This is a genomic window from Paenibacillus sp. S33 (genome assembly GCF_053615415.1).
On record NZ_JBSIEZ010000001.1, the window covers coordinates 2,188,783 to 2,203,191 of the forward strand.

The 14,409-nt window shown below is 46.5% G+C and carries 12 protein-coding genes; all 12 read left to right on the forward strand.

Annotated elements, in window-relative coordinates; translation table 11 throughout:
• The first annotated feature begins 119 nt into the window (after positions 1 to 119).
• The 12 genes from ACWGXJ_RS10395 (at position 120) to ACWGXJ_RS10450 (ending at position 14,343) form a co-directional block, all read left to right on the forward strand.
• Positions 120 to 1,157, forward strand: a complete 1,038-nt coding sequence (locus ACWGXJ_RS10395; RefSeq protein ID WP_165175626.1) for an aspartate-semialdehyde dehydrogenase — start codon at positions 120 to 122, stop codon at positions 1,155 to 1,157.
• Between the two features lie 23 nt (positions 1,158 to 1,180).
• Positions 1,181 to 2,398 carry an aspartate kinase gene (dapG, locus tag ACWGXJ_RS10400; protein ID WP_250261593.1) on the forward strand — a complete coding sequence of 406 codons (1,218 nt, stop codon included), beginning with the start codon at positions 1,181 to 1,183 and terminating at the stop codon, positions 2,396 to 2,398.
• A gap of 39 nt (positions 2,399 to 2,437) precedes the next feature.
• Positions 2,438 to 3,319, forward strand: a complete 882-nt coding sequence (gene dapA, locus ACWGXJ_RS10405) for a 4-hydroxy-tetrahydrodipicolinate synthase (protein ID WP_250261592.1) — start codon at positions 2,438 to 2,440, stop codon at positions 3,317 to 3,319.
• 349 nt (positions 3,320 to 3,668) lie between these two features.
• Positions 3,669 to 5,348: a ribonuclease J gene (locus ACWGXJ_RS10410; RefSeq protein WP_013309942.1), complete on the forward strand. Its 1,680-nt coding sequence runs from the start codon at positions 3,669 to 3,671 to the stop codon at positions 5,346 to 5,348.
• A gap of 229 nt (positions 5,349 to 5,577) precedes the next feature.
• Positions 5,578 to 6,408 carry a ClpP family protease gene (locus tag ACWGXJ_RS10415; RefSeq protein WP_452566681.1) on the forward strand — a complete coding sequence of 277 codons (831 nt, stop codon included), beginning with the start codon at positions 5,578 to 5,580 and terminating at the stop codon, positions 6,406 to 6,408.
• Complete coding sequence (locus ACWGXJ_RS10420; RefSeq protein WP_061829428.1) at positions 6,405 to 6,617, forward strand: YlzJ-like family protein; 213 nt, start codon at positions 6,405 to 6,407, stop codon at positions 6,615 to 6,617. Before ACWGXJ_RS10415 ends, ACWGXJ_RS10420 begins: the two co-directional genes overlap by 4 nt.
• Positions 6,618 to 6,720: 103 nt before the next feature.
• Complete coding sequence (locus ACWGXJ_RS10425; protein ID WP_452566682.1) at positions 6,721 to 9,399, forward strand: DNA translocase FtsK 4TM domain-containing protein; 2,679 nt, start codon at positions 6,721 to 6,723, stop codon at positions 9,397 to 9,399.
• Positions 9,400 to 9,624: 225 nt separating this feature from the next.
• Entirely contained in the window at positions 9,625 to 10,476 is an 852-nt protein-coding gene (gene sleB, locus ACWGXJ_RS10430; RefSeq protein WP_103047848.1) for a spore cortex-lytic enzyme, read from the forward strand.
• Positions 10,477 to 10,636: 160 nt separating this feature from the next.
• Positions 10,637 to 11,917 (forward strand): EF-P 5-aminopentanol modification-associated protein YfmF, encoded by a 1,281-nt coding sequence (gene yfmF / locus ACWGXJ_RS10435; RefSeq protein ID WP_235308144.1) that lies wholly within the window; start codon positions 10,637 to 10,639, stop codon positions 11,915 to 11,917.
• 2 nt (positions 11,918 to 11,919) lie between these two features.
• Positions 11,920 to 13,200 carry an EF-P 5-aminopentanol modification-associated protein YfmH gene (yfmH, locus tag ACWGXJ_RS10440; protein ID WP_250261589.1) on the forward strand — a complete coding sequence of 427 codons (1,281 nt, stop codon included), beginning with the start codon at positions 11,920 to 11,922 and terminating at the stop codon, positions 13,198 to 13,200.
• A gap of 20 nt (positions 13,201 to 13,220) precedes the next feature.
• The gene (gene ymfI / locus ACWGXJ_RS10445; RefSeq protein ID WP_061829423.1) at positions 13,221 to 13,988 is read left to right on the forward strand and encodes an elongation factor P 5-aminopentanone reductase; all 768 of its coding nucleotides are present in this window, start codon (positions 13,221 to 13,223) and stop codon (positions 13,986 to 13,988) included.
• A gap of 100 nt (positions 13,989 to 14,088) precedes the next feature.
• The gene (locus ACWGXJ_RS10450) at positions 14,089 to 14,343 is read left to right on the forward strand and encodes a DUF3243 domain-containing protein (RefSeq protein ID WP_013309950.1); all 255 of its coding nucleotides are present in this window, start codon (positions 14,089 to 14,091) and stop codon (positions 14,341 to 14,343) included.
• Positions 14,344 to 14,409: the final 66 nt, after the last annotated feature.

The window sequence follows — 14,409 nt, forward strand, 5'->3', positions numbered from 1 at the left end:
TGCTGAGCATCCCTCGCCTAGAAGATGATTCGATATTGTATCGGGTCTAATTTCTTGTTGGCGGTGGATGCTTTCAGAATAAAAAATGGTTTTTTAGTCGAGAAGGGGAGATACACTAGATGAGCAATAGAAAGTTTAATGTAGCTGTCGTTGGAGCGACAGGCGCTGTAGGAGAACAGATCGTAAATCTGCTGGAAAAACGGGATTTTCCTGTGGACAAAATCAAATTTCTTTCTTCGCCTCGTTCTGCCGGCACGTTAATTAGCTTTAAAGGTCAGCAAATTCCAGTAGAGATTGCTACCCCCGACAGCTTTGAAGGAATCGACATTGCTTTGTTTAGTGCAGGTGGAGACGTAAGTAAGGAATTGGCGCCGCATGCTGTTCGTCATGGGGCAGTTTGCATTGACAACACCAACGCATTCCGAATGGATCCGACAGCTCCTCTTGTAGTGCCTGAGGTGAACAGCGACAAAATTGCCGAGCATCAAGGAATTATTGCGAACCCGAACTGCTCCACCATTCAGATGGTAGCTGCTTTGAAACCATTATATGATCAGTATGGCATCTCTCGTATCATTGTATCCACATACCAGGCCGTTTCCGGCGCTGGAAGCCGAGCTATTGATGAATTGAATCGTCAAAGCGCAGCGATTCTGAACGGTGATGAAGTCCAGCCTGATCTGTTGCCAGTAGGCTCGTTGCCAGTAAAGCATCAGATTGCTTTTAATGCTATCCCGCAAATCGATAAATTCCAGGACAATGGTTATACACTGGAAGAAATGAAAATGGTACGTGAAACGAAAAAAATACTGGGTGACGAATCTGTGGACGTAACAGCAACGTGTGTGCGTATTCCTGTTGTATACGGTCACTCGGAATCTGTATATGTAGAACTTAAAAAAGATTATGATTTAGAAGAAATCCGCAATCTGCTGGCTTCGGCACCGGGAGTAACGCTGGTGGACGATCCTGCTGCTCAGCTTTATCCACTGGCATCTGATGCTGCAGGAAAACCTGACGTATTTGTGGGGCGTGTACGCCGTGATTTGGGCAATAGCCGTGGATTGAATTTGTGGGTCGTATCCGACAACCTGCTCAAAGGAGCAGCATGGAACGCGGTGCAAATCGCGGAAATTATTGCTGCAAACGCGGAGTAACGTTCCGATATGGGGGAAGAATAATGGGTATTTTGGTGCAGAAATTTGGGGGAACCTCGCTGTCCACACCTGAAGCACGTCAACTTGTGCTGGCACATGTGAAGCGGGAGTTGGAACAAAATCTTCAATTGGTTGTTGTTGTGTCGGCCATGGGGAGAAAAGGAGAGCCTTATGCCACCGACACGCTGCTGGATTGGGCGGCGTCTAACGGCGACAGTCTTCCGAAGCGCGAACGGGATTTACTTCTGTGCTGTGGTGAAATCATTTCTGCTGCTACATTATGCAGCCTGATGGAGAAGGAAGGTATTCCTGCTACGGTGCTAACTGGGGCACAGGCGGGCTTTATTACGGATGATCAATACGGCAATGCTCGTATTTTGGATATAAAGCCAGACCGTGTTGTTGAAGAGTTGAACCTAGGTAGAGTTGTCATTGTGACAGGTTTTCAGGGACAAACAGCAGACGGTGATATGACTACCTTGGGTCGGGGAGGCAGCGATACGTCAGCTACTGCTCTGGGTGCTGCTCTACATGCGGATATGGTTGATATTTATACGGATGTGAATGGTATATTGACTGCCGATCCGCGCATTGTGGAAAACGCAAAGCCACTTACACATGTTAGCTATACGGAGATTTGTAATATGGCTCATCAGGGAGCAAAGGTTATCCATCCTCGTGCTGTTGAAATCGCTATGCAGGCTAATATCCCGGTCCGTGTTCGCTCTACCTTCTCCGAAGGAGAAGGTACGTTAGTTACCCACCCGGAAGGCTTCAAAGACGTGCAGGCAGACATTGTAGACCGTTTCGTGACCGGTATTGCGTATGTCGGCAATGTCACTCAGATTAATGTTGAATTAAAGCCGGGTTTGGAGCACTTGCAATTACAAGTATTCAAATCTATGGCTGAACATGGAATTAGCGTTGACTTTATTAACGTAACGCCATCGGGGGCAGTTTATACTGTGTTCGATCATGATGGAAGCAAAGCGGTTGAAGTATTGAACGGTTTGGGTCTAGAACCTAAGATACTGGCCGGGTGTGCTAAAGTTTCTGTCATAGGCGGTGGTATCAACGGGGTACCAGGCATTATGGCGACGATTGTGGAGGCATTGGCAGAATCAGACGTACAGATCCTTCAATCCGCAGATTCCAACACGACGATCTGGGTACTTGTTAAAAAAGAAGATATGGTGCAGGCTGTACGCGCATTGCATAATAAATTTGAACTCCATCAATAGGCGCATTGTCCGTGCTCGGACTTGCAAAAAGGAGGCAGCATGGTGAACTTCGGCAGATTGATTACCGCAATGGTGACACCTTTTGATAAGCAAGGAGAGATTGACTGGACTGCATTGTCCTCGTTGATTGATTACTTAATAGAAGAACAGCACTCAGAGTCACTTGTTGTATCTGGAACAACAGGGGAGTCTCCTACCCTGAGCGATGATGAAAAAATCAAGTTGTTTGCATTTGTTGTAGAAAAAGCAGCTGGACGATGTAAAATTATTGCCGGGACTGGAAGCAACAATACGCGTCACTCCATTCATCTAACCCGTGCCGCGGAGCAGGCAGGAGCAGATGGTGTTCTACTGGTAGTGCCATATTATAATAAACCGAATCAGGAAGGGATGTATCAGCATTTCGAAAGTATTGCGAACTCCACATCCCTCCCAGCTATACTGTATAATGTTCCAAGTCGTACTGGAGCGAGTCTAACAGCTGAAACAACACTGCGCCTTGCACAAATTCCGAATATTGTGGGAACTAAAGAATGTGCATCACTTGCGCAGGTCACACAGATTGCAGCGGCAGCGCCAGAAGGTTTTCTGGTTTATTCCGGGGATGATGCTTCTGGGTTGCCTGCTATGGCTGTAGGTGCTTATGGTATTATCAGCGTAGCGAGTCATGTGGTAGGTGCTGAAATGAAGCAGATGATCGATTCACTTGTAGGAGGACACTCGCAGGAGGCAGCAAAGTTGCATCAGCAGTTGTTCCCGATTTTCAAGGGTTTGTTTGGCTGTCCTCATCCTCTGCCTAATCCGGTGGCAGTAAAATATGCATTGGAATTACGGGGGGTTAAGGTAGGTTCGGTTCGGTTGCCGCTCATTCCTCCAACTCAGGATGAAGCGGAATTTATTAAGAAATTATTTACCCGCTAAAGAGAAATAGGAATGTAAGATGTTAATTAATACTAAGGAGTATCCTTGTTAAGGGCAGTCGGTAGGTACAAAACCGATAGGGTTTATTGTCTGACAAGGTTCCCAGCGTGAAGGGCGTTCTTATAGGACGCCCTTTTTGCTGTGCTTTTAACCATGTATGTAGACAAAATGACAGATACTAATGGTTTCAGACGGCAATGGGAAACCTAGCGTAACGAACAGGATGACTTGTTTTTTCGTATTTTAATCATGTATAATGGGGTCAAGTGACTGGGTGCGGTATTTTTTTGAAAATTAAATAAACAAATCAAGGTACGACGTCCAACTACCATAGGAGGTTTAGATTCATTTGTCTAAAAAAACAAACAACGATAAATTGATGATTTTCGCTTTGGGCGGCGTCGGTGAAATCGGGAAAAATATGTATGTCGTTCAATACGGCAATGACATTGTCGTGGTGGATTCCGGTTTGAAATTCCCGGAAGAGGACATGCTGGGCATTGATATCGTTATTCCTGATATTTCCTACCTTACAGAGAACCGCGACAAAGTAAGAGGCATTGTGCTGACTCATGGTCACGAGGACCATATCGGCGGTTTGCCTTACGTGTTGAAACATTTGAATGTACCAGTATATGGTACCAAATTGACGCTGGGATTGGTGGAAAACAAGCTGAAGGAAGCGAATCTGCTTGGTGAAACCAAACGTATTTTGATCAATGCTGATTCTGAAATCAAGCTGGGTTCCACACTGAAAGCAACATTCTTCAGAACCAACCATAGTATTCCAGATTCTGTAGGTGTATGTATTGATACTCCTGAAGGCGCTGTTGTTCATACAGGTGACTTCAAATTTGACCATACTCCGGTCAACGGACAATATGCAGATTTGCAGCGTATGGCTGAAATTGGCACACGTGGCGTACTGGCTCTTTTGTCAGACAGTACGAATGCCGAAAAACCGGGCTTTACACCTTCGGAAAAGAGCGTTGGTATTGTCCTGGAAGACATTTTCCGCAAGTCGAGACAGCGTGTGGTCGTAGCTACTTTTGCTTCTAACGTACATCGTATTCAACAGGTAATTAATGCTGCTGAAGCAACGGGACGTAAAGTAACAGTTATTGGTCGAAGCATGGTTAATGTCGTAGGTATTGCTTCGGACTTGGGCTATTTGGAAATTCCAGATGGAATGCTGATTGAGCCTGAAGAAGTTGGCAAAATGTCAGCGGATCGTGTAGTTATTCTCTGCACAGGTAGTCAGGGTGAACCGATGTCAGCTTTGACAAGAATGGCTCGTTCCACACATCGAAAGGTTGACATTCTTCCAGGGGATTCAGTCATCATCGCAGCTACTCCAGTACCAGGTAATGAAAAATACGTTGGACGCACAATTGATGAGCTGTTCCGTCTGGGTGCCAATGTATATTACAGCGCAGCTAATCCAGGTATCCACGTTTCTGGACACGGAAGCCAGGAAGAACTCAAGCTGATGCTAAATCTGATGAAACCAAAGTTCTTCTTGCCAATTCATGGTGAGTTCAGAATGCAACGTCGTCACGCTCTTCTTGCTGAAGGCGTAGGTATTGAGCCTGAAAATATCTTTATCACGGATATCGGTGAAGTCATTGAAATTCAGAATGGTGGAGCACGCAGAGCTGGCAAAGTTACAGCAGGTAACGTACTGATCGATGGACTAGGCGTAGGGGATGTAGGAAATATCGTATTGCGCGACCGCAAATTGCTGTCACAGGACGGTATTTTGGTGGTTGTTGTTACGCTGAGCAAGCAAGACGGAACGATTAAATCGGGACCAGATATCATTTCCCGAGGTTTCGTATATGTCCGTGAATCGGAAGGTTTGCTGGATGAAGCGAATCGTATTGTCTCAAGTACACTGCATAAGCTCATGAGTGAAAATGTAAATGAATGGGCTTCCCTCAAGACAAATGTCAAGGATGCACTAGGTCGCTTCTTGTATGAGCAAACTCGTCGGAGACCGATGATCCTGCCAATTATAATGGAAGTGTGATTCAATTGGAATTTGTTCAAAAACCTGAATTAAAAACTTAAGTCACAGGCACACAGTCGCCTCTCTTCCCGCAGGAAATATTGGACGGTTTCCGCGGGAGGAGAGGCTTTTTTGATTTCCTGGGACAAGGAAAGGCATGGGGGTGGGTATAAAATATTCCATTTCTATCCCATACTATAGGGTGAATACGGGTCATATAGATGCGTAAAGCGAAAGGAAGATCACCCATATGGAACAATACAGCAATCTAACATCTGGCAATGAGGAAAGCGAAGCGCCAGATCAACCAGAAATTGGGCAAAGACCCGCTTTACCTGCTATGGAGGCTTTGCAGCAACTGGGTCAAACCTCCATGCCTGGAGGCGAGTCCAATATTTTTTGCATGACGATTATCGGTCAAATTGAAGGGCATCTCATTTTGCCGCCTCAAAACAAAACGACAAAATATGAGCACATTATTCCCCAGTTGGTAGCGGCAGAACAAAATCCTCGCATCGAAGGATTAATGATTTTGCTGAATACAGTTGGTGGTGATGTAGAGGCAGGACTAGCTATTGCTGAAATGATCGCATCGATGAGTAAACCAACGGTGACCATTGTCATAGGTGGGGGGCATAGCATCGGTGTGCCTATTGCTGTGTCTTCCACTTATTCCTACATTGCGGAGAGTGCGACGATGACCATTCATCCCATTCGTATGAGCGGTCTGGTTATTGGAGTACCACAAACTTTTGAATACATGGAAAAAATGCAGGAACGTGTTGTACGCTTCGTCGTTTCTCATTCTCGTATTACAGAAGAGCAGTTTAAGGAATTAATGTTTAAAACCGGTGAGTTAAACCGCGATATTGGTACAGCGGTTGGGGGAGCCGATGCAGTGAAGTATGGATTGATGGACGCGGTTGGAGGCATCGGAGAGGCTTTAAAACAGCTTAACACCATTATTGAAACGCGGCGTCAGCAACAGCAGGCTCCGTATGCTCCTTTTTCTCCTAGTGCCACAGGAACTCCTACAGAGACACTGTCAGGGGAGCCTAGCGGGGGGGAGCTACCACAATGACACTATATACTGTAATGCCAATGGAAATGGTATGGCAAGGGATGTGGAAAGAGGCTGAGGAGTTTGCAGAGGTTCGGGTAGACGGTCTACTTATGCAAGTACAGCCGCTTGAAAGTCGTCGGGGGATCATTGTACGGTTGTTGGACTGTCCTCTGGAAGCCTATCTGAATCCGCGTTATGGACCAGGTCAAGTCATCGAGTGGTCGTAGAAGGTGTCGAATAGTATAGAAATAGGTCGTTTACTGTTGAAAAAGAACATATGTGCGGATACCGGGTGACGTGGTATAATATTCTTCTGGGGGGTGACCTTGTATGTCCAGAAGAAGAAAAAGAAAAAAGAAAGCCGCATTTGGCGGAGTTCTAAAATTTGAAATTTACGGCATTGTGCTGATTACATTAGCGGTCATTGCGTTGTCGGGTGAAGCGGCGGTTGGTCGGTCGCTATCCAAGATGTTTGGGCTCGTACTGGGGAAATTCTATTTTGTTATCCCTCTCATTGGCATTTATTATGGTCTGATGGTGATGATTCACCGCAAGTGGCCGAACCAGTGGAACTCCCGCAAAACGGGTTTGCTCCTGTTAGTATTTGCCTTTACACTTATGAGTTCTATTTCATCTATGGAGCAGCGTTTGGGGCCGATCAACGCGCTTCAGCCGGGCGGAGTGATGACCCAGATACATATAGATATGCGTGAGCAGTTGCTGTCGCCTGACCAGCAGGGCCATACCTCAATGCTGAACAAGGATATCAGCGGGGGCTACGTAGGCGCATTGCAGCTTACTGTTCTGTTGTGGCTGTTTGGTCTCACAGGAGCTAAACTGATCATGATTGTTATGTTCGTCATTTGTTTTATGCTGATGACCCAACTGTCCTATGTGGATTTGGTACGGATTGTAAAGACCAAGCTGCTGACAGCCGGGGGAAGCGTGCGCAAAAAATGGACTGGTAAAGCTACTCCGCTTTCAGCATCAAGCAAAGGCAGTGGAAATAGAAAAATCAAGTCTGACCCCATTCCTGCCTATGAGGAAGACATGGATGATGACTTTGACGAAATGCAGCCTCCTGCACGCAAACAGCCGATTTTCTTTCAGTTGTTTGGTCTCAAAAATTCAGATAAAGCGGACAAGGATGAGCATTCCGTCGATACGGATGAGGATGATCATGATCTTCCATATGAAGCTGAGGACGCGCAGGCCCAGTGGAGAAACGGCAACCAGAGTGAAGAGATGTCTGACGTAGTCGAACACGTTGAGCAGGAAGCTGCAACTCTGGTAAAAAGGTCGCCGATTATTAGGGATTTCTTCGAACAAGTAAAGCATGAGGAAAGAAGACCGGAAGCTGAATTTGGAGAGTCCCTGACAGGAGCAGAGCAGACAACTTCCATTATTGACGAATCCCTGGATGATGACTTTGTGGATGCCAATGCAAATACGGATATGGATGATTCGACAGCGATCCAGGGGACATTAGAAGGTGCTCAGGGACAAGCTCAGACGATTGCAACTGGGGTGGCAGGCGAAGAGGCTGAAGGTAACCATACAGCTATTCCGGCTCCGCCGCCGCCTAAACCGTACAAGCTCCCATCATTTCGTTTACTTGCTAAACCACAAAACGCAGGCAAAGGTATGGGACAAAAGGATTACATGCAAACGGCACGCAAGCTGGAGGCAACGCTGGAAAGCTTCGGTGTCCGGGCGAAGGTGCTGGAGGTTGTCCGTGGCCCTGCCGTAACGCGTTATGAAATTCAGCCGGACATTGGAGTAAAGGTCAGCCGCATTGTGAGTCTGACGGATGACATTGCGCTTGCGCTTGCTGCCAAAGATATCCGTATGGAGGCTCCGATTCCTGGGAAATCTGCTATCGGAATTGAGGTTCCGAATAATGAAGTTTCCATTGTAACGATGCGTGAGGTAATGGAGACAACCGTTTTCCAGGAGTCAGCTTCCAATTTATCTATTGCATTCGGACGTGATATCGCAGGACAGACGATTGTCGGTAATTTGGCCAAGATGCCCCATCTGCTTGTAGCTGGGGCAACAGGTTCGGGTAAATCAGTGTGTATCAATGGGATCATTACGAGTATTTTGTACAAAGCAAAGCCGGATGAGGTCAAATTTTTGATGGTCGATCCTAAAATGGTGGAGTTGAACGTGTACAACGGAATCCCTCATTTGTTGGCTCCGGTCGTGACTGATCCAAAGCGAGCCTCACTTGCATTGAAAAAAATTGTAGTTGAAATGGAAAAAAGATATGAGTTATTTTCCAAATCAGGAACCCGTAATATTGAGGGCTATAATAATCTGATGAAAGATAACCCGGATGCATTTCTGCCTTACATCGTCGTTATTGTGGACGAGTTGGCAGATTTAATGATGGTAGCTGCGGGAGATGTGGAGGATGCGATTGCACGACTTGCCCAAATGGCGCGTGCAGCAGGCATCCACCTTATCATTGCAACGCAAAGACCTTCGGTTGACGTAATTACCGGGGTGATTAAAGCCAATATTCCTTCACGTATTGCCTTCGGCGTTTCCTCGCAGGTAGACTCCCGTACCATATTGGACATGGGTGGAGCCGAGAAGCTACTCGGACGTGGTGATATGCTGTTCATGCCAATGGGTGCTTCCAAACCAGTCCGCGTTCAGGGAGCATTCATGAGCGATCAAGAAGTCGAAAATATTGTTAGCTACGTACGTGAACAGGGTGAAGCGCAGTATGATGAAACGCTAGTGCCGGAGGTGGAAGAGGTATCGGCTGATGCAGATGAAATGCTGGATGAGCTGTACGATCAGGCGGTCAACATCATTTTAGAGGCTAAACAAGCTTCCGTTTCGCTCCTTCAGCGCCGTATGCGGATCGGTTATACACGTGCTGCTCGACTGATTGACTCCATGGAAGCTCGCGGAGTCATCGGCCCTTACGAGGGCAGCAAGCCCCGTGAGGTCCTTATCTCAATGGAGCAATATCAGCAAAATAAAGTAAGTTCCTAAGCATGATCTCTATCCAGCACTACATTAAAACGCTGTTTGTTCGCATGGTGGTTGTTCTAATATGACAACTCCAAGTGCACAAACAGCGTTTTTTTGTGATGTTTTTTGAGGTGTGGCGACTACCTGCTGAAAGAAGATTAAAAGGGTGAATAGCTTTAAGCGGAGCTTGTCATAATAAACGTAGCCATCCTGTTAATCCCACAAAAGAAAGGTAGAGCGCAGCATATGAAAAAGACAATGGTCTGGATTTGCACGGGTATCCTCGCAGCCTCGGCTATTACGTACACAGGACTTTTTAAAAGTGACTCTGCACAGCAGCAAGCAGAGCCGCTGAGCACACAGCAGAAAGTACAAGCGGCGCAACCTTCCCAGCCGACATTCAGCTCGGGAGCGGTTGATTTTGGATCTTACGGTCAGGATGTATATGAGTTGCAATCACGTTTGAAGTTGCTGGGCTTTTTTGGCGGGAAAGTGGACAGTCATTTTGGCAGCAGTACACTAAAAGCTGTCAAGGGTTTTCAAAAGGAATTTGGCATCCGTCCCGATGGAGTGGTCGGAGCAAAGACGAAATTAAAGCTGGTGAATGCTACTCCTAACTGGAAGCCAACGGAAACTCCTATGCATCGTAACAATCAAGGTTCCGCTCAGGGACAGACAGCGGACAATAACGATAAAGCAGATCAAAATGATGAAACGATGGGATCGGCCAACACCATGGGACTATCTGAAAACGATCTTAAAATTATGGCCAACGCGGTCTACGGTGAATCCCGTGGCGAGCCGTTTGAAGGCCAAGTTGCCGTTGCGGCTGTTATTTTGAACAGGGTCAAGTCACCTAGCTTTCCCAATTCACCATCTGGAGTGATCTTTCAACCAGGAGCTTTCACAGCTGTAGCAGACGGCCAAATCTGGCTCACACCGAATGAAACTGCACAAAAGGCGGTACGCCAAGCCCTAAACGGCTGGGACCCAAGCGGAGGATGTCTTTATTATTTTAACCCAAAAACAGCCACCTCCAAATGGATTTGGTCCCGTCCGCAGGTGAAAACCATCGGGGAGCATATTTTCTGCATGTAAAACGCCGAAGCAGCCGGGAGCTTGTCTCCGGTTGCTTCTTGGCTTTTGCATGGTTAGAATAAAGATTGGTACACTTTACCTCTTTACAGGAGGAAGATTCACAGCAGCTAATGCTAATCAAAGGCTAGACGCAAATTGACGTCACAAAGGAGTTTTGGACTTGAACAAAACAGGTTTCGAGCGTGGCACACGCAGACAACTGAGGATTCATGTACTGCCGACCAAGCGCTTTAAGACGTTTGCTATATCATTGTATGTAGGCACTCCGCTACGGGAGGACACCGTAACTCGAGTGGGGCTGGCACCTTTCGTTCTGCGACGGGGTACAGAATCGTATCCGCAGACTACACAATTCAGAGAACAGTTAGAGCAATTGTATGGCGCGGGTTTCGGTTTCGATGTGTATAAACGTGGAGATTATCAGATCGTGCAATTTCGCATGGATACGATTAATGACAGCTTTGTAAATAGTCCAGATAGTTTACTGGATCGTTCGTTTTCTTTTCTCGGAGAAGTGCTAACGAAGCCTGCATTGGAAAATGGTGCATTTCAAACGGGATACGTCCAGCAGGAACGAGAAAATGTGCGTAAGAAGCTGGAATCTATAGTTAACGATAAAATACGTTACGCTGGTGAGCGCTGTATGGAGGAAATGTGCAAGGATGAGCCTTATCGTCTGCACCCTCTTGGTCAACGATCTGATCTGGACAGTATAGATGCACAGAGCTTGTATAAGGCTTATGGAGAATGGCTGAATCATGCCAGCATGGATTTATACGTTGTGGGAGATACGACGCTAGAAGAAGTTGAGAAGTTTGTTGATCGCTATTTTCAATTGAACCGTTCAGCGGAAACAGGGTATGTTCCTGAACAGCCCAAGTCGGTAGAGCGTGATGTTCAAACCGTTGTAGAGCGTCTTGATGTGAACCAGGGCAAGCTCAACATGGGGTTGCGCACCCCTATTACGTATGGAGACGATCGCTATGCTTCCGCTCTGATGTACAATGGCATTCTGGGCGGGTATCCGCATTCAAAGCTGTTCGTTAATGTGAGGGAGAAGGAAAGTTTGGCGTATTACGCTTCATCACGGTATGACGGGCATAAAGGTATTGGTACGATTCAATCTGGTATTGAAATTCCTAATTATGAAAAAGCGGTTACTATTATCCGTAAGCAACTGGAAGATACGCAAAACGGAGCGATTACTGAGCTGGAAATGACCCAAACGCAGGCGATGATTCGCAACTTGCTAAAGGAGATGCAGGATTCCGCTTTTGAAATGATCGCCTATGATTTTAACAGACAGCTTTCCGGTAAAGAACGGACAGTAGATGAGCTGCTGAGTCAGGTGGAGGCAGTCAAGGTGCAGGATGTTCAGGATGCCGCCCGGACGTTCCGACTGGACACTATTTATTTCTTGAGAGACCAGAAGGGGGAATAGCGGTGGAGCATATACCTTATGAGCATTTGCAGGAAACGCTGTACTATGAAGTAATGGATAACGGTTTACACGTTTATGTGTTGCCCAAACCAGGTTTTCAGAAGACATACGCCACATTTGCAACTAAATACGGCTCAGTTGATAATCATTTCCGCGTCGAAGGTCAACAGCCCGTAAAGGTGCCGGATGGCATAGCCCATTTTTTGGAGCATAAAATGTTTGAAGAGCCTGAAGGCGATATTTTTGCTACCTTCTCCTCTAATGGGGCATCGGCGAACGCATTTACGAGCTTTGATCAAACTGTATATCTGTTTTCGGCAACCGAGCGTATTCAAGAAAATTTGACCACGCTGGTCAATTTTGTGCAGCATCCTTACTTTACAGATGAAAATGTAGAAAAGGAAAAAGGCATTATTGGCCAGGAAATTAATATGTATGAAGATAACCCCGATTGGCGGAGTTACTTTGGTCTGATCGAGGCGTTGTACAAGGTCCATCCGGTGCATATAGATATCGCAGGTACTGTTCAATCCATCAGTACGATTACAAAAGAAACGCTGTACAGTTGCTATGAAGCTTTCTACCACCCAAGCAATATGATTCTTTTTGTAGTGGGCGGAGTGGATCCAGCTGAAGTAATAGAGCTGGTACGTAACAATCAGGCCAAAAAGGACTATAAGCCGCAGGGAGAGATTGAGCGGATTTTCGACGATGAACCCACTACAGTTGCAGAACCACGTCGTGAGGTGAAGCTGGCCGTTTCTCTGCCAAAGCTATTGTTTGGATTCAAGGAGGCTGAAGTAGGCCTAACGGGTGAAGAATTACTTCGTCATGATCTGGAAACCAAGCTGATGCTTGATCTCCTGTTTGGTTCCAGTACACAACTATATCAAAAGCTCTACGATGAGGATCTGATTTCGGACAGTTTTGGTCATGAGTACAATAGTACGCAGCAATATGCATTCTCTGCAATCGGCGGGGATACCAAAGACCCGGATCGGCTGTTGACGAGAATACGTGAAGAGGTGGAGTCCATTCAGAAGCAGGGCTTTGCGGCAGAACATTTTGAACGGGCACGCAAAAAGAAAATCGGTGGTTATCTGCGTACACTCAATTCACCAGAAAATATTGCACATGAATTTACAAGACATCGCTTCCGGGGCAGCGATTTTTTCCAACTGCTCCCTATTTATGAAAGTATCACGCTTGAGGATGTAAATCGCCGTCTAAAAGACCATATCCAGTGGGATCAACTCGCAATATCACTAGTGGTGAGTCCGTAATGTCCAGGGAGAGGGAAACAATGACCACCGAGGGCGGAGAATTAAAAGCAATTGGCGATACAACCGTGCTGATTACAGGAGCCAGTGGCGGAATTGGTGCGGCTATTGCTGAGCGTTTTGCAGCTGTAGGGATGAATGTTGTCATTCACTACATGAAGTCCCATGAAAAAGCAAATGAAGTTGCCCGTCGTTGCATGGCTTATTCAGGCAAGGTAATGACCGTGTCAGCGGATCTGCGGAGCAAGGAGCAGATCGAACGCATGCGGGAAAAGCTGGATAATCACGGGATGAAGCCGGATATTCTTGTGAACAACGCCGGATTATCTCATTATGGGCTGTTGACAGATGTTTCGGAAGAGGAATGGGACGAAGTGATGGCCGTCAATGTTAAGGGAACCTTTCTGTGCACGCAGGTTTTTATGCCACATATGATTTCCCAACGCTATGGCCGCATTGTGAATGTTTCCTCCGTGTGGGGGATATGTGGCGCATCGTGCGAGGTGTTGTATTCCACCACCAAGGGAGGCATTAACGCTTTCACTAAAGCGCTGGCTCAAGAGGTAGCACCTTCCGGGGTGACAGTGAATGCTGTAGCTCCAGGTGCAGTGGATACGTCGATGCTGGATCATTTGGATAAAGGCGAAATTACCAGTTTGGAAGAAGAAATTCCTGCCGGACGTTTGGCTCGACCTGATGAAATATCGTCCCTGGTTTATTTTCTTGCGCTTCCTGAGTCAGGTTATATTAATGGCCAGGTCATAAGTCCTAATGGAGGATGGGTGACTTAAGGGATAGCGCTTGGAGGAATCCACCAGTATAGTAAGCGTCTGAGAAGAGCATATTATAACTGTTGATTTTAAATCTGAATCATCTAAGGAGGATTTAAGTATGTCAACAGTTGTTCAGAATTTTGATGTTTGGAAAAAGTTCCTTGGTCAGCGTGTAGAGCAAGCGGAGAAGCTGGGAATCAGCCAAGATACCATTTCAGAGCTTGCTTATGAAATCGGTGATTTTCTGGATGAGAAGGTCGATCCAGCCAACCACTCCAACCGCGCACTGAAAGAACTGTGGGGAGTTGCCGATGAGGACGAGCGTCACACCATCGCCCGGCTAATGGTTAAATTGGCTAAGAGCAACGCATAAGTAGGAACCAACATGAAAAGCTCCCTTATGGGGGCTTTTCTGTAATGGTTACAGAGCTGTTCTTGT